Source organism: Nocardioides sp. zg-1308, from assembly GCF_013155375.1.
GTDB lineage: Bacteria > Actinomycetota > Actinomycetes > Propionibacteriales > Nocardioidaceae > Nocardioides > Nocardioides renjunii.
The window spans coordinates 207,741-224,302 of the sequence record NZ_JABJQY010000001.1; the positions used below are offsets into that span (position 1 = coordinate 207,741).

Genomic DNA, 16,562 nt, shown 5'->3' on the forward strand with positions numbered 1-16,562 from the left:
GCGGTCGCCGGGCCACCGTGGAGTCGCTGTCACCGACTCGTGTGGCCGCGTCGCGGTCCGGTGACGTCCACCCGTCCGGGGTGCCGACCACGTGGTGCGGCCGGCGAGAACGTCGTCGGCTCGACGGGATCCCCGACGGGCGCCGGGGGCGTCGAACGTGGCGAGTATCGCACACCACCGGTGAAGGACCCCTATGCCCGCGCCGCCAGCGGGTCGCCGAGCCCGCCGGACTCCAGGAGGGGGCCCTGGGCCAGGCGCGTCATCAGCGGCGCCTCCCCGGTGACGAGGTCGGACACCGCCTCGAGGCCGCGCAGCACGTCGTCCGGGCGTACGGCGGGGGTGCCGTGGCGCAGCACCACGTCCAGCGACGTCCGTCCCTCGGGCGTGTCGGCGTCGGCGAGGACCAGGAGCGAGACGACCGCCCCGCGGGCGTCGAACTCGCGCATCCCCTTCTTGGTCATCCGCTCGACGAGGGCCTCCTCGGCGGCGAGGAACGTGCCGACGGCCTCGGTCACGGCGACCCGGTCGGCGGCGAGGTCGATCCGCCACCGGCTGCCCTCCAGCAGGTCGGACAGGGAGCCGCCCGGCGACTCGACAACCTCGAGGACGTCGAGCCCGGTCGGCAGGGCCTCGTCGAGCATCGCGTGGACGTCGGCGGGCACGACGACCTCCGACAGCGCGAGCTCGAGGTACTCCGCCTCGCTCGCGGAGCCGGTCGGCGCGGCACCGGCGTACGAGATCCGCGGGTGCGGGTTGAAGCCGGAGCTGTAGGCCATCGGCACCCGAGCGCGGAACACCGCGCGCTCGAAGGCACGGCTGAAGTCACGGTGGCTGGTGAAGCGGAGCCGTCCACGCTTGGCGTAGCGCACCCGGAGGCGCTGGACGGGCGGGGCCTGCTGCTCGGGTTGCTCACGCACGCGCTCAGGCTAGACACCCGCCGCGGCGTTCGGCGAAGCCGCGAACCCGCCGGATGTGCCGAGTCGGCGCCGGGGCCGCTCGCCGGTAGCATCCCCCGACGTGAGTGATGTCGCGTTCGTTGTGCCCGTCTACAACGAAGCCTCGGTGATCGGCGACGTCATCACCGAGATCCGCGCCGTGACCCCCTACGTGGTGTGCGTCAACGACGGCAGCCGGGACGGGTCCGCGGCCGCGATCGTGCGGGCCGGCGGCTACCTCGTCGACCACCCGATCAACATGGGCCAGGGTGCGGCGCTGCAGACCGGCATCGAGTTCGCCCGCGCGCTCCCCCAGATCCAGCGCTTCGTGACCTTCGACGCCGACGGCCAGCACCTCGTCGCCGACGCGGTGCGGATGCTGAAACTGCTCGAGGAGGGCGACCTGGACATCGTGCTGGGCTCGCGCTTCCTCGGCGAGGTCATCGGCGCCGGGCGCAGCAAGCGCGTGCTCCTGAAGGCGGCGGTGAAGTTCAGCAACGTGACGTCGGGGATCCGCCTCACCGACGCCCACAACGGCCTGCGCGCGTTCAACCGGCACGTGGCGGAGACGATGGAGATCACCGCCCCCGACATGACGCACGCGAGCGAGATCATCGAGCTCATCGCGGCCAACAGCTACCGCTACCGCGAGATGCCGGTGACGATCCGCTACACCGACTACTCCACCAGCAAGGGCCAGGCGAGCGTCAACGCCGTCAACATCGCGGTGGACACGCTCCTGCGAAGGGTGACGCGTCAGTGATCATCGTCCAGTTCCTCCTCATCGGCGCGTTCCTCTTCCTCTTCTACGTCGCCATCCGCAGTCGCACCGCGCACGGCGTCTCCGCGTCGAAGAAGCTGCTCTTCCTCCTCCTCATGGCCGTCCTCGTGGTGGCCGTGCTCGCGCCCAACCTCGTCACCGAGGCGGCCAACCTCGTCGGCGTCGGGCGGGGCACCGACCTGGTCCTCTACCTGATGGCGGTGTCGTTCGGCTTCTACGTCGTCAACGACTACCTGCGCGGGCAGGACAACCGGCAGCAGCTGCACCGCCTCGCCCGCCGGATCGCGGTGCTCGAGGCCCTCGAGCGCTACCACATCGCGCACCGCGACGAGACCGACCCCGGGCCGGCCCCGTCGGATGATTGAGATCTTCCTCCCCTACTGGGGAGACCCCGGCTACCTCTACGAGGCCGTCGCCAGCGTGCAGGCGCAGACCGACCCGGACTGGCGGCTCGTGGTGGTCGACGACCACTACCCGGACCCGTCGGTCGCGGAGTTCTTCGCCGGGCTCGGCGACGACCGGGTGACCTACCACCGCAACGAGACCAACCTCGGCATCACCGGCAACTACCGCCGCTGCCTGGAGCTGGCCTCGGCCGAGTGGATGGTCTTCTTCGGCTGCGACGACCTCATGCTCCCGACGTACGTCGCCACCGTGCGCGCCGCGACCGAGGGCGCACCGGCCGGGGTCGACGTGGTCTCCCCCGGTGCGACCGTGATCGACGAGCACGGCGTCGAGTCCGACCCGCTGGTCGACCGGGTCAAGCAGCGGCTGTTCGCACCCCGGCTGTCCGGGCCCCGCGTGCTGACGGGCGAGGACCTGGCCGTCTCGCTGCTGCGGGGCAACTGGACCTACTGGCCGTCCCTCGCCTTCCGGGTCGCGCCGGTCCGCCGGCAGGGGTTCATCGACGACCTGCCACTCATCCAGGACCTGGCCCTGCTCGTGGACCTCGCGCTGGCCGGCTCGTCGATGCTGGTGCTGCCCGAGGTCGTCTTCGCCTACCGGCGCCACTCGCAGAGCGCGTCGTCGACGACCGTCGCAGACGGCGGCCGGTTCGCGGGTGAGCGGACCTACTTCGAGGTCGCTGCACGGCGCTGCGCGCAGGCGGGCTGGCCGCGCGCGGCTCGCGCCGCCCGGATGCACCTGGCGTCACGGCTCTACGCGGTCACCCAGCTCCCGGGTGCGGCGCGTCGCCGCTCGTGGGACTCGGTGCGGACGCTCGCGCGTCACGCCGTCGCCACCGGCCGCTGACCCTTCAGCCCACGCACCCGGCGAGCCATCGTGAGGAGCGCCCGCACCAGGCGCGCGCGGGACGCGAGCACGGCCCGGGGTCCGCGCGGCCGCGACGGCGTCGCGTTGTTGTCGTGCAGGCGCCGCGCCACCGTACGCCGGTCGAGGTGCGTGATGGTGCCCGCGAGGTTGCCGTAGAGCGCGAGCCACAGGTCGTGCGACTCGACGAGGTGCGGCGGGAACGGCAGGACCGTCGCGAGCGCGTCGCGGCGGACCCCCATCGCGCAGCCGTAGTAGGGCTTGAGGCCGGCGAGGATGCCGGCGACGTTGGCGACGCGGCGACCGTCGTCACGGGGCCCGAGGCGCCAGTCCGGCTGCCCGAACGGCCCCTCGAGCGCGTCGGGCCCGCCCAGCATCGCGAGGTTGCTCGCCACGACCTGGTGGTCGCGCAGCGCCTCGACCATCGCGTCCCGGCGTCCCGGCAGCCACACGTCGTCCTGGTCGGAGAGCAGGACGACGTCGCCGCGGGTCGCGGCGATCGCGGCCTCGAAGGCACGGACGTAGCCGCGGTTGACGCGGCTCGGCACGACGCGCACCCGAGGGTCGTCGACCGTCGCGAGCACCGCGAGCGTGTCGTCGGTCGAGGCGTCGTCGACGACGACGACCTCGTCGCGCAGTCCGAGCTCGGCGAGGATCGAGGCGAGCTGCTCGGAGACGTGGGCGGAGCCGTTGTAGGTCGCCATGGCGACCGACACCGGGACCGGCTCGTGCGCGTGGTCAGGCATCGGCGCCCTCGACCGCGGCGATGCGACCGGACCGGCGGATGCCGGCCAGGCCGACGACGTGCACCGCGAACCCGGCCAGTGGAGCCAGCCCGAGCGCGAGGCAGGCCCGCGCCTCGAGCGAGCCCGGCACCTGGAGGAGCACGACGCAGGCGACGAGGGCCACCACCCAGCCGGCGACGTACCAGCCGTGGGCGGAGAGCGCCTGCGCGCACGCGCCGGTGAGCGTGAGCGCGGCCGTCCCGCCGGCCGCCAGCGTGAGCAGCGCGAGCACCGCGCCGTCGACGGCGTAGTCGTCGCCGAAGAGGAGCTGGATGAGCCACGGCCCGACGACCCATGCCGCGAGGGCCCCGACGACGGCGACCGCCGCCACCGTGGCCAGGAGCCGGACGAGGAGGCGTCCGAGCCGGGACCCGGCGCGGACGAGGTGGGACACCGCGACCCCCTGCAGGGCGTTGAGCGGCAGCAGGACGGGCGCGCGCGTCAGCGAGATGGCCAGGAGCAGCGGGGCCGCGGTGGCGTAGTCGGCCGGGTCCGTGGTCGCGGCCAGCAGGATGGGGAAGCCGACGACGAGCACGGCGCTCGCGCCCTGCGCCACCAGCGCGGCCGACATCCGCCGGGCCAGCGTCCGGGCCGGGGCGTCGGCGTGCAGGGCCAGGCTGTCGCGCACCCGCCTCGACGAGGCGGCCAGCAGCAGCCACGCGAAGGCGCCGAGCGCGCTCGCCACGCCCATGCCGGCCACCGTGGCCGAGACGAGGACGACGGCGAGGGTGGCGAGCAGCCGCACGGTGGCCTCGCCGGCGATCACCGCCGCTGCCTGGTGCCACCACGCGCGGCCGGACGCGGCACCGGCGAGGACGGAGTGGAACCCGTAGCCGGCGACGGCCACGACGAGGGCCGCGACGAGCACGTCGTCGCCACCGTGCAGCACGCGACCGCGCCAGAACGGGACGAGGGCGAGCACGGCGACGGTCGAGCAGGCGGAGACGACCGCGGCCACCCGCCACAGCGCGGGACCGGCGGCGTGGTCGTCACGGGCGGCTGCGGCGACCGACCGGGTGGTCTCCAGCGCGACGCCGGACAGCACGCCGTAGACGGCGAAGAGCACGGCGAGGAAGGTCAGCAGGACGGTGGCGCGCTCCTGCGGCAGCGCCCAGGCGGCGATGCTCATCACGACGTAGGTCACCGCGGCCGACCACAGCGAGGCAGCAGCGACCGAGGACGCTCCGACGGCGTCTCGTCGCGACCGAGTGGCGGGGACCGGTGCCGAAGACATCGTGGACTACTCTACGCACGGTGCGCAGGCCCACCCTCCCCGGGGAACACGGCGAAATGCCCCCTCCAGCGGTGGGTGCCGTGATCGCCGTCTTCCGCCCCGGACCCGAGCTGGCGACCGGTCTGCAGGCCCTCGTCGACCAGGTCGACGCGGTGGTCGTGGTCGTCGACGAGCACCCCGTGTCGGGCGCGACCAGCGAGCTGCTCGACGCCTGTCGCGCGGCCGGCGCCGAGGTGGTCGAGCACGACGCCAACCGCGGCATCGGCGCCGCCCTCAACACGGGGGTCGAGAGGCTGCGCACGCTGCGTCCCGGCCTGACCCACGTGCTCACCCTCGACCAGGACTCCGCCGTGCCGGCGGGCTACATCGCGGCGCTGCTCGCCGCCGCCTCGGCCGCGGACCGCGCCGGCGTCCCGGTCGGCATGGTGGCGCCGGCCAGCGTCGGCTCGATCCTCCGCCTCCCGCTCCGCCGGCGCGCGCCGCGCCACGGCGTCCGCGTGGGCGGCGAGCCGATCCAGTCCGGGCTGCTGGTGCCGATCGACGTCCTCGAGCGGGTCGGCGGCTTCGACGAGACGCTGTTCATCGACGGCGTGGACACCGACTTCTGGCTGCGCGCCCTCGACCTCGGCCTCGTGTGCGTCCTCGCGCCCGACACCCGTCTCGAGCACCGGCTCGGGACGGCGATCACGGTCGGGGAGGACCGCGAGCTGCCGCTGCTCGTGGCCTCGACGTTCCGCTACCACTACCAGTGGCGCAACCTCGTGGCGCTCGTGAGCCGCCACGCCCGTCGCCACCCCGTGTGGGCGGTGCGCGCCGTCGTCCGCGCGGTGCGTCACCTCGCGATCGTCACCGCGCTGGCACCGGGGCGGCTGGCGCGTCTGCGCGAGGCGTACGGCGGCCTGCGAGCCGGCCTGCGCGGCCGGAGCGGGCCGCGGCCATGACCGACCTCCAGGCCCTCGGCAGGGCGACCTCGACCGAGCGCGTCATCGGCACCGAGATCCGGCGTGACATCCAGGCGCTGCGCGCCGTGGCCGTCACGATGGTCGTCGTCTACCACTTCTGGCCCAGCGCGCTGCCCGGCGGCTTCGTCGGGGTGGACGTCTTCTTCGTCATCTCCGGCTACCTCATCACCAGCCACCTGTGGCGCCACCCGCCCACCGACGTCCGCGGCTTCACGGAGTTCTGGTCCCGCCGGGTGGTCCGGCTCATCCCGGCCGCCGCTGCCGCGATCCTCGGCACCCTGGCGCTGGTCGTGGTCACGCTGTCGAGCGCCGAGTGGTCGGCCGCCGTGCGGCACGCCATCGCCTCCATGCTCTACGTCGAGAACTGGCTGCTGATCCACGACGCCACCGACTACCTCCGCGCGGACGCTCCCCCGTCGCCGTTCCAGCACTTCTGGTCGCTGTCGGTCGAGGAGCAGTTCTACCTCGTGTGGCCCTTCGTCATCGGGCTGGCCGTGCTCGCCACCCGCTCCCGGCCCGAGCGCCGGCACCGCGCCATGGTGCTCGTCGTGGGTGCCGCCGTGCTCGCGAGCTTCGCCCACGGCCTGCTGCTCACCGGCAGCAACCCCCCGGCGGCCTACTTCGCCAGCCCGGCGCGCATGTGGGAGCTCGCCGTCGGCGGCCTGCTGGCCCTCCTGCACGTGGGCGGAGCCCGGCGCGGCTCAGACCGCACGCGGGCGACGCTCGCCTGGGCCGGCCTGGGCGGGCTCGCGCTCAGCTGCGTGCTGATCACCGGCACCACGCCGTTCCCGGGCTGGGCCGCGCTCCTGCCCACGGTGGCGACGCTGGCGCTGCTGCACGCGGGCGACCCCGCCGGGCGCTTCACCCTGCGCCCCGCGATGCACGCGCGCGGCGTCCAGCTCGTCGGCGACGTGTCCTACGCGGCGTACCTCTGGCACTGGCCGCTCGTGCTCCTCGTCCCGCCCGCCCTCGCCGACGGCGAGGGTGCCCAGCAGGTCGTCAAGGTCGCCCTCCTTCCCGTCCTCGTGCTGGTGGCCTGGGTGAGCACGGTGCACCTGGAGAACCCCCTGCGCCGGGTGCCCACCGGCGGCTCGCTGCGTCGTCGCGCCGCGGTCGTGCTCGTGCTGTGCACGGCGCTGGTGCTCGGCTCCGCGCTCGCGGTCCGGGCGGTGGTCGAGCGCCGCAGCGAGGCGGTCCGCGAGCGGGTCGACGCGCTGACGACGGGCGTCGAGGTGACGCCGTGCGTCGGCGCGGCCGCCCTCGACCCGGGTGCCGACTGCGACCCCGACGCCACCCCGATCACCACGCCCGAGTTCGCGCGTGGCGACATCCCGACCACCATCACCGTCGGCGGATGCCTCAACTGGCCGCCCTTCGGCGAGCTGGTCTCGTGCAGCTTCGGCGACACCGAGGCGCCGACCGAGAAGATCGCGCTCCTGGGCAACTCGCACGCCGGCCACCTGCTCCCGCCGGTCGAGGTGCTCGGCAAGGAGGAGGGATGGCAGGTCGACTCGTACGTCATCGGCGTGTGCCAGCCGTCGGTGGAGCCCGTACCTCATCCCGCCCCCGTGTCGGGGGTGCCGCCGGAGCAGCTAAGGGCGGACTGCGAGCGGCTCAACCGTGAGAGCCTCGAGCGGATCACGACCCAGGACTACTCCTTGGTCGTGATGTCCACGCTCGACCACGACCCGGCCCACGAGGTGGCGGAGGACAACATCTACCGCTCGACGCTGGAGACGATCACCGACGCGGGCGTACCGGTGCTCGTGGTCCGTGACACCCCGGCGTCGATGGACCAGGCGCAGGACCCGCCGACCTGCCTGGGGTTGAACGCCGCCGACCCGTCGGTCTGCGACGGGACGCCGCGGGAGTGGATCCGTCAGGACCCCCTCACCACGGCCGCCGAGGGCAGCGACTCCCCGCTCGTGCACCGCGTCGACCTCAACGACCACATCTGCACGGACACCAGGTGTCCCGCGATCCTCGGCGGGATCATCACCTACGCCGACTTCAACCACCTGTCCGCCACGTTCTCCCGCACGCTGGCGCCCTACCTCGGTCCGGCGATGCTCGCGGCGATGGAGGAGCCCGAGGAGGGCTGACGGCGTGCGCGGCGCCTATACTCGCGCGTCGACCACCTGACCTCGACCGTGCGGGGGACCTCACGCATGTTGACCCGGCCCCGCTGGGCGCTCGCCGCCCTCCTGGCGATCATCGGCGTGTCCTTCGCCTTCGTCGCCGTGCACGTCGAGTCCTACACGCGCCTCAGCCCCATCGACGAGCTCTCGCACCTCGACTACATGTTCCGCGCACCGGCCGTGCTGGCGCCCGGCGACAAGGTCGAGCAGCAGGCGATGTACGAGCAGGCGTGCCGCGGCGTCGACGCACCGGGCTTCGACCCGGTGCTGTGCGACCGCGACCACGAGTACGACGCGGACATCTACCAGGAGCACGGCTTCAACACGGCCGCCACCAACACGCCGATCTACTACACCGCGACCCGCGCCGTCGCGGAGGTCGTCCGCGCGCTCACCCCGACGGGCAGCCTCTTCGTCGCCGGCCGCCTCGCGAGCGGCATCTGGCTCGCGCTGGGGCTCGCCCTCGTCTACCTCGCCGGGCGCCGCGCCGGCATCCGGCCCGCCCCGCTGCTGGCGGTGCTCGCCCTGCTCCCGGCCTCACCGGCCATCCTCTACCCCAGCGCCACCGTCACCCCGGACGCGATGGGCCTGGTGGCCGGCGCCCTGGTGGTCCTCGCCGCCCTCGCCTGGGAGCGTCGACCCGGCCGGGTGCGCACCGCGGTCCTGGTCCTGGTGTGCGTGCTCGTGCCGCTCATCAAGCTCACCAACATCGTGGCCGTGGCGGCGCTGGTCTTCTACCTGGCGTTCAACCGCCACCGGCAGGCCGCGTCGGAGCGACGGTCCGACGAGGACGCGACGGACGGACCGGACGAGACCCGCCCGATCCCCGCCCGCCAGCGCTGGACGACCGGCGCGGTCGCGGGTGCCGCAGCCGTCGTCGCGGGCGGCGCCTGGACGGTCATCAGCAACTCGCGCAACCACGCCGACCCAGACGACGTGCCCGACATGGCGGTGCGCTTCGCCGTCACCGAGTTCCCGTGGAACGGCCTGCTCGACAGCGCGCTCATCATGGCGCAGCCGCTCTCCCAGCCGTGGGTGGGCGTCGGGACGCCGTCCCTGCTGTTCTTCACCACCACCGTCGTCTCGCTGGTGCTGATCGCTGGGACCGCGGCCGCGGCGTTCTTCTCCACCGGCACGCCGCGCGCGACCGTCGCCGCCCGCGCGATGCTGGCGGCTGCGGTGCTGGTCGCGCTCGGCCTGGTGACGATGGGCTACGTCACGGCGTCGCAGTACTTCCCCCTGCCGGCGCGCTACGGGGTGGCGCTCGTGCCGGGGATGGTGCTGGTCACCGCCGGCATGCTGCGCACCCGCTCGTCGGTCGCGATCACCGCCGGGCTGGCCGTCGTCGTCCTCGTGTTCACCGCGGCCCGCGTCATCGGCCTCCCCTGAGCCTGGGCACCCCCGCGGTCAACTACCATCCCCGGGTGAGCGATCAGCCGAAGTCGGACGCCGACCTCCTGCGGGAGTCGGAGCTCTTCGACGTGGAGTTCTACCTGCGCAAGAACCCCGACGTGCGCACCTCCGGGATCGACCCGGTCCTGCACTACCTGCGCCAGGGCGCCCGCGACGGGCGCGACCCGTCGAAGGCCTTCTCCACCAACGCCTACCTGCGCCGCAACGACGACGTGGGCCAGATGAACCCGCTCGTGCACTACCTCCGCGTGGGCAAGCCCGCCGGGCGCGCGCTCAACCCCCTCGAGGACGACCTCCGCCTGGTCCGCGAGTCCGGGTTCTTCGACGAGGACTACTACCGCCACTTCAAGCCCGACCTGCCCGCCGAGCGCGACGCCGTACGCCACTACCTCCGCTTCGGCCGTCGCGACGGGCTCGACCCGAGCGAGAAGTTCTCGACCTCCGGCTACCTCCGGCAGAACCCGGACGTCGCGAGGACGACGTGGAACCCGCTCGTCCACTACCTCCGGCACGGCCGCACCGAGGGGCGCATCGCCCCCCGCGGCGCGCTGCGCGAGCCCTACTTCGACGCGCTCTACGCCGACCGCTGGGCGCAGATCGCCCCGATGCCCGTCACCAAGGTGGCGGGGGGGTCGCACCGCATCACCATCGTCACCGACAGCGTGGCGCCGCACAGCCTCTTCGGCGGCGTCGGCACCGCCATCATCCTCGGGGTCGAGATCGCCAACCGCCTCGGCGCGAGCCTGCGGCTGGTCACCCGCACCGACGCGCCCGACGGGCAGGTGATCTCCCTGCTGCAGGAGGCGACCGGAATCCGGCTGGAGGGCGTCCTCGAGCTCGACCAGGTGTCCACCGACGGCACGCAGCGCCTGCAGTTCACCGACCGCGACATCGTCATGACCACGTCGTGGTGGACCACCCGCTCGGTGCTCGACAGCGACGTCCCCCGCGAGCAGGTCCTCTACCTGCTGCAGGAGGACGAGCGGATGTTCTACGCCTTCGGCGACGAGCGCCTGCTGTGCAGCGAGACGCTGGCCGAGCCCGACCTGGCCGTCGTCGTCAACACCTCGCGCCTGCTGAGCCACCTCGTCGCGGACGGGCTCCCCCACCTGCGCGAGCAGGCCGTCGCGCTCGAGCCGGCGTTCCCCGGCGAGGTGGCGACCACCCCCGCCGGCTCCGGCGACGGTCGGCGCAACTTCTTCTTCTACTCACGCCCGCACAACGCCCGGAACCTGTTCTGGCGGGGCGGGCAGGTCATCGCGCGCGCGGTGGAGTCGCGGCTGCTCGACCCCGACGAGTGGCGCTTCCACTTCGTGGGCCGCGGGACGCCCGACCTCACGCTGCCGCGCGACGTCCAGGTCGAGGTCGTCGAGGGCCTCAGCTGGACCGACTACCAGGCCTTCGTGCGGACGATGGACGCGGCGCTGGTGCTCATGGACACCCCCCACCCCTCCTACCCGCCGTACGACCTCGCATCGGTGGGTGCGGCCGTGCTGACCAACTCCCACGGCATCAAGACCGACCTGTCCGACATCTCCGACAACATCATCGTGGCCCCGTCCACCGTCGACGGTCTGCTGGCCGGGCTCGAGCGGCTGGTCGCGCTGGCCCGTGACCCGCAGCAGCGGGCGGCCAACGTCGCCGCCGACCACATCGGTCGCGACTGGGCCGCCGCGACGGCGCCCGTCGTCGACTGGGTGGTCGACCGGTTCGGTGCCGTGGTCGGCCCGCGGCAGGACGACGGTCTCCATGTTCTCTGACCTGCCCGAGGCCCCGACCGACGTGGCGGACCTCTGGGACTCGTCGATGGCCGAGCGGGTCGGCACCATGCTCGACGGCGAGCGCCGCGTCGCCTTCGTCTACCGCACGCCCGACACCAGCACGTTCCGCTACCGCGTCTCCAACGTCGTCGACGCCCTCAACCACGACCCCGGCGGCACGGTCCGCGCGGGCTGGTTCTGCGACGACGAGCTGCGGGCGCTCACCCGCCTGGTGCCGCAGCTCGACCTCGTGGTCGTCGCGCGCTACCCCTACGGAGCGGCCCTGCGCGAGCTCATCCAGCGCGCCGAGAAGCACGGCGTGCCCCTCGTCTTCGACTGCGACGACCTGGTCTTCGACGTCCGGTTCGCCGAGCTCGTCATGTCGTCGCTCGGCAAGGACCAGGACGTCAACGCCGAGTGGGACGTGTGGTTCGCCTACATGGGCCGGCTCAACGCGTCCCTCCGCGCGTGCCGCGGCGCGCTGACCACCAACGGCACCCTGGCCGACCAGCTCTCGGCGTTCGTCGACGACGAGGTCTCGATCGTGCCCAACGTGATGAACCGCGAGCAGCAGGCCTACTCCCGCGCCATCCTCGAGCACAAGCTCGCGTCCGGCTGGAAGCGCTCGGGCCCGGTGACGATCGGCTACTTCAGCGGCACCCCGTCGCACGTGCGGGACTTCTCGGTCGCCAGCGGGGCCCTCGCCCGGCTCCTCGACCGCGACTCCGACGTCGCCGTCCGCATCGTCGGCTACCTCGACGACCTGGCCGAGCTCGAGCGCCACCGCGACCGCGTCGAGTTCCTCCCGTTCATGCACTACGTCGCGCTGCAGCGCGCGATCGGCGAGGTCGAGGTCAACATCGCCCCGCTCCAGCACACGCCGTTCAACATCTGCAAGTCCGACCTCAAGTACTTCGAGGCCGCGGCGGTGGGCACGTGGACGGTCGCCTCGCACACCCCGTCCCTCGACGACGCCATCCACGACGGCACCACCGGCCGGCTCGCCAAGGCGCACGAGTGGGACGCGGCCCTCGCCGAGGCGGTGGACCTGGCGCGCGACACCGGCCGCTACGCCGAGCTGGGTGCCGCCGCCGCGCACGCCGCCCACGAGCGGTGGTCGTGGGACTCGGTGACCGAGCCGTTCCACCGGGCGCTCGCGCCCTACGTCTCCGCTCGGTGACCCGCTAGCCGGAGCTCGTGCCGGACCGCTCGAAGAGGTCGTCGGGCAGCTGCTGGACGCGCCTGAGGTTGGGCATCGCCACGGCGCGGGGCGTGAACGCGTCCTCGTCGGGCACCCCCCAGCGGGACACGACGGCCAGCCGCTCCCACTCGTGCACGCGGGACTCCCGCGTGCGCGACTCGTAGTGGTAGAGCTCGCAGGTGGCGACGAAGACCGTACGCCGCCCGCTCGCGGCGACCTTGTAGCAGAGGTCCACGTCGTTGAAGTTGCCCGGCAGCGCCTCGGAGAACCCGCCGACCTCGAAGAACACGTCACGGCGCATCGCGGCACAGGCGGCCGTCACGCCGGTGACCTCGCGGTTGACCACGAGCTCGCCGAACGGCCCGACCTCGTCGCGGGTCCAGAACTTGAACGGGTGGTGGTAGCCCGCGTTGTAGTAGGCGTGGCCGGCGTGCTGCACGGTCTGGTCGCTGAAGTAGAGCTTGGCGCCGGTGAGCCCCACGTCCTCCTCGTCGAGCGGGGCGACCAGCTGCTCGAGCCACCGCGGCGAGATCACCTCGACGTCGTCGTTGAGGAAGACCAGGCGCTCGCCGCTGGCGTGGCAGACCCCCACGTTGATCTTCTCGCTGAAGTTGAACGGCCGGTCGAAGGGCACGTCGACGAGCCGGTCACCGGCGACGGCGCGGAGCTCGTCGAGCACGCCCGGAGGCGTGTGGGAGTCGTGGACCACCACGACCTCGACGTCCGCGTGCTCGGTGTGCTCGAGGAGCGAGCGCACGGCGTCGACCACGAGCACCCGGCGCACCCCCCGCACGATCGAGGACTGGCCGGCCGTGGGGATGACGACCGAGACCCGCACGTCCGGCGACAGCCGGCGGTCGACGACGTAGCGTCCCGGCTCGGCGCCGGGGCCGGCGACCGCGTCGATGCCGAGGCGGTCGAGATGCTCCTGCACCGCGCGGATGCCGGCGGTCTCAGCGTAGGGCTTGGCCTCGATGTCGACGGCGGTGGATCCCTCGACCGCCCGCCAGTGGTAGAGCACCTCCGGCACGTGGACGACCCGCCGGGCCCGCTCGGTCACGCGCAGCACGAGGTCGTGGTCCTGCGAGCCCTCGAAGCCCTCCCGGAAGCCGCCGACCTCGCGGACCAGGCTGGTGCGGAGGACGGAGAGGTGGGAGGTGTACATCTGGCCGCGCAGCCGCTCCGGGGACCAGTCGGGCTTGTGGAACGCGCCGTACGTCGTGCCGTCGGCACCGACCTTGTCCTCGTCGGTGTAGAGGTAGTCCACGTCGTCGTGGCGGTCGATCGCGTTGACCACCTGCGTGAGGGCGTGCGGCACCAGCAGGTCGTCGTGGTCGAGCAGGGCGATGAACTCGCCGGCCGCGGCGGCCACGCCGTCGTTGGAGGCCGCCACGATGTGGCCGTTGACGTCGCGCTCGACCAGCGTGATGCGCGGGTCGCGCTGGGCGTACTGGGCGATGACGATCGGCACCGCGGCGTTCGACGAGAAGTCGTCGACCATGATCAGCTCCCAGTCCTCGAAGTCCTGGGCGATCACCGACTCGATGCACTCCTTGAGCACGTCGACGGGCGGGTCGTAGACGGGTGTGACGATGGAGAAGCGCGGGGTCGCGCTGCGCCGGGGGCTCACCTCAGGGCGCTCCGCACCCGACGAGCGGCCCGCCGGGCGACCGACGGACGCGCCGACCCGGCGCCCTCGAGCTCGGCGACCCGAGCGCGGTTGCGGTCCAGGCGGGGACGGAGGTCGTCGAGACGACGCCGCAGCTCGTCGCGCTGCTCGGTGAGCCGCTTGGTGCGCCGGCGTGCCTGGCGCAGCTCCATCGTGACGCGGGTGAGGTCGCGGTGGAGGCGACCGTTCTCGGCCTCGATGCCCACGACGTGGTCCTGGACGGTCAGCAGGTGGTGCCGGGCCTCGGCCACTTCAGCGCGGAGCCGCTCGAGCTCCTGCCGGTCGCCCCGGTCCTGTCCCTCCGACGTCGTCGCGTCCTGGGTCACGCTGTCTCCTCCGCTCGCTCCCGCTGTTGCGCGCGTCAGGCTATCCCACGCCCGGCGGCTCCCGACGGGGCGCGACGGGGCTTGCGACGCGGTGACCGGGTCGTCAGACGACCGACAGCGGCAGGAGCGTCTGGCCCGTCGGGCCGACCTGGATCTCGGTGCCCATCTCCGGGCACACGCCGCAGTCGTAGCACGGGGTCCAGCGGCAGTCCTCGATCTCGATGTCGGCGCCCTCGGCAGCCGCGAGCGCGTCCTCCCAGTCACCCCACAGCCAGTCCTTGTCGAGGCCGGAGTCGAGGTGCTCCCAGGGCAGCACCTCGTCGTAGTCGCGCTCGCGGGTGGTGTACCAGTCGACGTCGACGCCGGTGCCGGCGAGCGCGCGCTCGGCGGCCAGCATCCAGCGGTCGTAGGAGAAGTGCTCGCTCCAGCCGTCGAACCGGCCGCCGTCGCGCCACACCTCCTCGATGACCCGACCCACGCGGCGGTCGCCGCGCGAGAGCAGGCCCTCGACGATGCCGGGCTTGCCGTCGTGGTAGCGGAACCCGATGGCCCGCCCGTACTTCTTGTCGTCCCGGACGGTGTCGCGCAGCTTCTTGAGCCGCTCGTCTGTCGTCACGTGGTCGAGCTGCGCGGCCCACTGGAACGGCGTGTGCGGCTTGGGCACGAAGCCGCCGATGGAGACGGTGCAGCGGATGTCGTTGCGGCCCGAGACCTCGCGGCCCTTGGCGATGACCCGCTTGGCGAGCTCGGCGACCTGCAGGACGTCCTCGTCGGTCTCGGTGGGGAGGCCGACCATGAAGTAGAGCTTCACCTGCCGCCAGCCGTGGGAGTACGCCGCCGCGACGGTGCGGATCAGGTCCTCCTCGGTGACCATCTTGTTGATCACCTTGCGCATCCGCTCCGAGCCGCCCTCGGGGGCGAACGTCAGGCCCGAGCGGCGGCCGTTGCGGGAGAACTCGTTGGCGAGGGTGATGTTGAAGGCGTCGACGCGGGTGCTGGGCAGCGACAGCGAGACGTTGGAGCCCTCGTAGCGGTCGGCGAGACCCTTGGCGACCTCACCGATCTCGGTGTGGTCGGCGCTGGAGAGCGACAGGAGGCCGACCTCCTCGAAGCCCGACTTGCGGATGCCGTTCTCGACCATGTCGCCGATGGTCTTGATGGACCGCTCGCGCACCGGCCGGGTGATCATGCCCGCCTGGCAGAACCGGCAGCCGCGGGTGCAGCCGCGGAAGATCTCCACCGAGAACCGCTCGTGCACCGTCTCGGCCAGCGGCACGAGCGGGTTGGCGGGGTAGGGCCACTGGTCGAGGTCCATGAGCGTGTGCTTGCGCACCCGGAACGGGATCCCGGGACGGTTGGGCACCACGGCCTCGATGGAGCCGTCCTGGGCGTAGGCGACGTCGTAGAAGCGCGGGACGTAGATGTTGCCGGTGACGGCGAGACGTCGCAGCAGCTCCTCGCGGCCGCCCGGCCGGTCCTCGGCCTTCCACTCGCGCACCACCTCGGAGATCGCGAGCACGACCTCCTCGCCGTCGCCCAGCACCGCGGCGTCGACGAAGTCGGCGATCGGCTCGGGGTTGAACGCCGCGTGACCGCCGGCGATGACGACGGGGTCGTCCTCGCCGCGGTCGGCCGCGTGCAGCGGGATGCCGGCGAGGTCGAGCGCGTTGAGCATGTTGGTGTAGCCGAGCTCGGTGGAGAAGCTCAGGCCGAAGAGGTCGAAGGCACCGACGGGACGGTGGCCGTCGACGGTGAACTGCGGGATCGGGCCGTGCTCGTCGCCGGTGCGCATGACCTGCTCCATGTCGGGCCACACCGAGTAGGTGCGCTCGGCGAGGATCCAGTCGCGCTCGTTGAGCACCTCGTAGAGGATCTGCACGCCCTGGTTGGGCAGGCCGACCTCGTAGGCGTCGGGATACATCAGCGCCCAGCGGACCGTGGGTCCGCCCGTCGCCGAGCTCGCGGCGCAGTCCCAGTCCTTGACGACGGAGTTGAGCTCGCCGCCGACGTACTGGATGGGCTTCTGCACGGACGGCAGCTTCGCCTCCAGGCGCGGGAAGACCGACGCGACGGACATGTGGGGAACACC

At 72.8% G+C, this 16,562-nt stretch carries 14 protein-coding genes; 8 read left to right on the plus strand and 6 right to left on the minus strand.

The features are described from left to right. Window positions 1-191: 191 nt before the first annotated feature. Window positions 192-917 (minus strand): TIGR03936 family radical SAM-associated protein, encoded by a 726-nt coding sequence (locus tag HN031_RS01000; protein WP_172265062.1) that lies wholly within the window; start codon window positions 915-917, stop codon window positions 192-194. A 100-nt stretch (window positions 918-1,017) separates the two neighbouring features. On the opposite strand from HN031_RS01000, the gene HN031_RS01005 reads away from it, so the two are divergent. Genes HN031_RS01005 through HN031_RS01015 form a run of 3 tightly spaced genes read left to right on the plus strand, consistent with a single transcriptional unit; the run spans window position 1,018 to window position 2,967 of the window. Further along, window positions 1,018-1,698: a glycosyltransferase family 2 protein gene (locus HN031_RS01005; RefSeq protein ID WP_172265065.1), complete on the plus strand. Its 681-nt coding sequence runs from the start codon at window positions 1,018-1,020 to the stop codon at window positions 1,696-1,698. Beyond that, window positions 1,695-2,081: a DUF2304 domain-containing protein gene (locus tag HN031_RS01010; protein WP_172265068.1), complete on the plus strand. Its 387-nt coding sequence runs from the start codon at window positions 1,695-1,697 to the stop codon at window positions 2,079-2,081. Before HN031_RS01005 ends, HN031_RS01010 begins: the two co-directional genes overlap by 4 nt. Next, complete coding sequence (locus HN031_RS01015; RefSeq protein WP_172265071.1) at window positions 2,074-2,967, plus strand: glycosyltransferase; 894 nt, start codon at window positions 2,074-2,076, stop codon at window positions 2,965-2,967. The genes HN031_RS01010 and HN031_RS01015 overlap by 8 nt, the downstream gene beginning before the upstream one ends. Here the strand turns inward: HN031_RS01015 and HN031_RS01020 are convergent. Both HN031_RS01020 and HN031_RS01025 read right to left on the minus strand, forming a co-directional pair. After that, window positions 2,943-3,731, minus strand: coding sequence for a glycosyltransferase (locus tag HN031_RS01020; RefSeq protein ID WP_253942952.1), 789 nt, complete (start codon window positions 3,729-3,731; stop codon window positions 2,943-2,945). The genes HN031_RS01015 and HN031_RS01020 overlap by 25 nt on opposite strands. Next, the gene (locus HN031_RS01025) at window positions 3,724-5,004 is read right to left on the minus strand and encodes a hypothetical protein (RefSeq protein ID WP_172265074.1); all 1,281 of its coding nucleotides are present in this window, start codon (window positions 5,002-5,004) and stop codon (window positions 3,724-3,726) included. Before HN031_RS01025 ends, HN031_RS01020 begins: the two co-directional genes overlap by 8 nt. Before the next feature lie 71 nt (window positions 5,005-5,075). Between HN031_RS01025 and HN031_RS01030 the strand changes: the two genes are divergently transcribed. The 5 genes from HN031_RS01030 (at window position 5,076) to HN031_RS01050 (ending at window position 12,457) form a co-directional block, all read left to right on the plus strand. Then, a complete protein-coding gene (locus HN031_RS01030) occupies window positions 5,076-5,945 on the plus strand; it encodes a glycosyltransferase family 2 protein (RefSeq protein ID WP_172265077.1) in 870 nt (289 codons plus the stop codon). Then, on the plus strand, window positions 5,942-8,068 hold the full coding sequence (locus HN031_RS01035) for an acyltransferase family protein (protein WP_172265080.1): 2,127 nt from the start codon (window positions 5,942-5,944) through the stop codon (window positions 8,066-8,068). The genes HN031_RS01030 and HN031_RS01035 overlap by 4 nt, the downstream gene beginning before the upstream one ends. Window positions 8,069-8,134: 66 nt before the next feature. Beyond that, on the plus strand, window positions 8,135-9,493 hold the full coding sequence (locus HN031_RS01040) for a glycosyltransferase family 39 protein (protein ID WP_172265083.1): 1,359 nt from the start codon (window positions 8,135-8,137) through the stop codon (window positions 9,491-9,493). Window positions 9,494-9,528: 35 nt separating this feature from the next. Beyond that, window positions 9,529-11,277: a hypothetical protein gene (locus HN031_RS01045; RefSeq protein WP_172265086.1), complete on the plus strand. Its 1,749-nt coding sequence runs from the start codon at window positions 9,529-9,531 to the stop codon at window positions 11,275-11,277. Beyond that, window positions 11,267-12,457 (plus strand): glycosyltransferase, encoded by a 1,191-nt coding sequence (locus tag HN031_RS01050; RefSeq protein WP_172265089.1) that lies wholly within the window; start codon window positions 11,267-11,269, stop codon window positions 12,455-12,457. Before HN031_RS01045 ends, HN031_RS01050 begins: the two co-directional genes overlap by 11 nt. Window positions 12,458-12,461: 4 nt before the next feature. On the opposite strand, the gene HN031_RS22110 is transcribed toward HN031_RS01050, so the two are convergent. The 3 genes from HN031_RS22110 to HN031_RS01065 form a co-directional block, all read right to left on the minus strand. Further along, the gene (locus tag HN031_RS22110) at window positions 12,462-14,108 is read right to left on the minus strand and encodes a glycosyltransferase (protein ID WP_172265092.1); all 1,647 of its coding nucleotides are present in this window, start codon (window positions 14,106-14,108) and stop codon (window positions 12,462-12,464) included. Then, the gene (locus tag HN031_RS01060; protein WP_172265095.1) at window positions 14,105-14,473 is read right to left on the minus strand and encodes a hypothetical protein; all 369 of its coding nucleotides are present in this window, start codon (window positions 14,471-14,473) and stop codon (window positions 14,105-14,107) included. The genes HN031_RS22110 and HN031_RS01060 overlap by 4 nt, the downstream gene beginning before the upstream one ends. A 103-nt stretch (window positions 14,474-14,576) precedes the next feature. After that, on the minus strand, window positions 14,577-16,550 hold the full coding sequence (locus HN031_RS01065; protein ID WP_172265098.1) for a TIGR03960 family B12-binding radical SAM protein: 1,974 nt from the start codon (window positions 16,548-16,550) through the stop codon (window positions 14,577-14,579). Window positions 16,551-16,562: the final 12 nt, after the last annotated feature.

Excerpts from the sequence above, each read along its gene's own strand:
- HN031_RS01015 (WP_172265071.1), top strand. The coding sequence starts at position 2,074 with ATGATTGAGATCTTCCTCCCCTACTGGGGAGACCCCGGCTACCTCTAC.
- HN031_RS01020 (WP_253942952.1), bottom strand. The coding sequence starts at position 3,731 with ATGCCTGACCACGCGCACGAGCCGGTCCCGGTGTCGGTCGCCATGGCG.
- HN031_RS01025 (WP_172265074.1), bottom strand. The coding sequence starts at position 5,004 with ATGTCTTCGGCACCGGTCCCCGCCACTCGGTCGCGACGAGACGCCGTC.
- HN031_RS01035 (WP_172265080.1), top strand. The coding sequence starts at position 5,942 with ATGACCGACCTCCAGGCCCTCGGCAGGGCGACCTCGACCGAGCGCGTC.
- HN031_RS01040 (WP_172265083.1), top strand. The coding sequence starts at position 8,135 with ATGTTGACCCGGCCCCGCTGGGCGCTCGCCGCCCTCCTGGCGATCATC.
- HN031_RS01050 (WP_172265089.1), top strand. The coding sequence starts at position 11,267 with ATGTTCTCTGACCTGCCCGAGGCCCCGACCGACGTGGCGGACCTCTGG.
- HN031_RS01065 (WP_172265098.1), bottom strand. The coding sequence starts at position 16,550 with ATGTCCGTCGCGTCGGTCTTCCCGCGCCTGGAGGCGAAGCTGCCGTCC.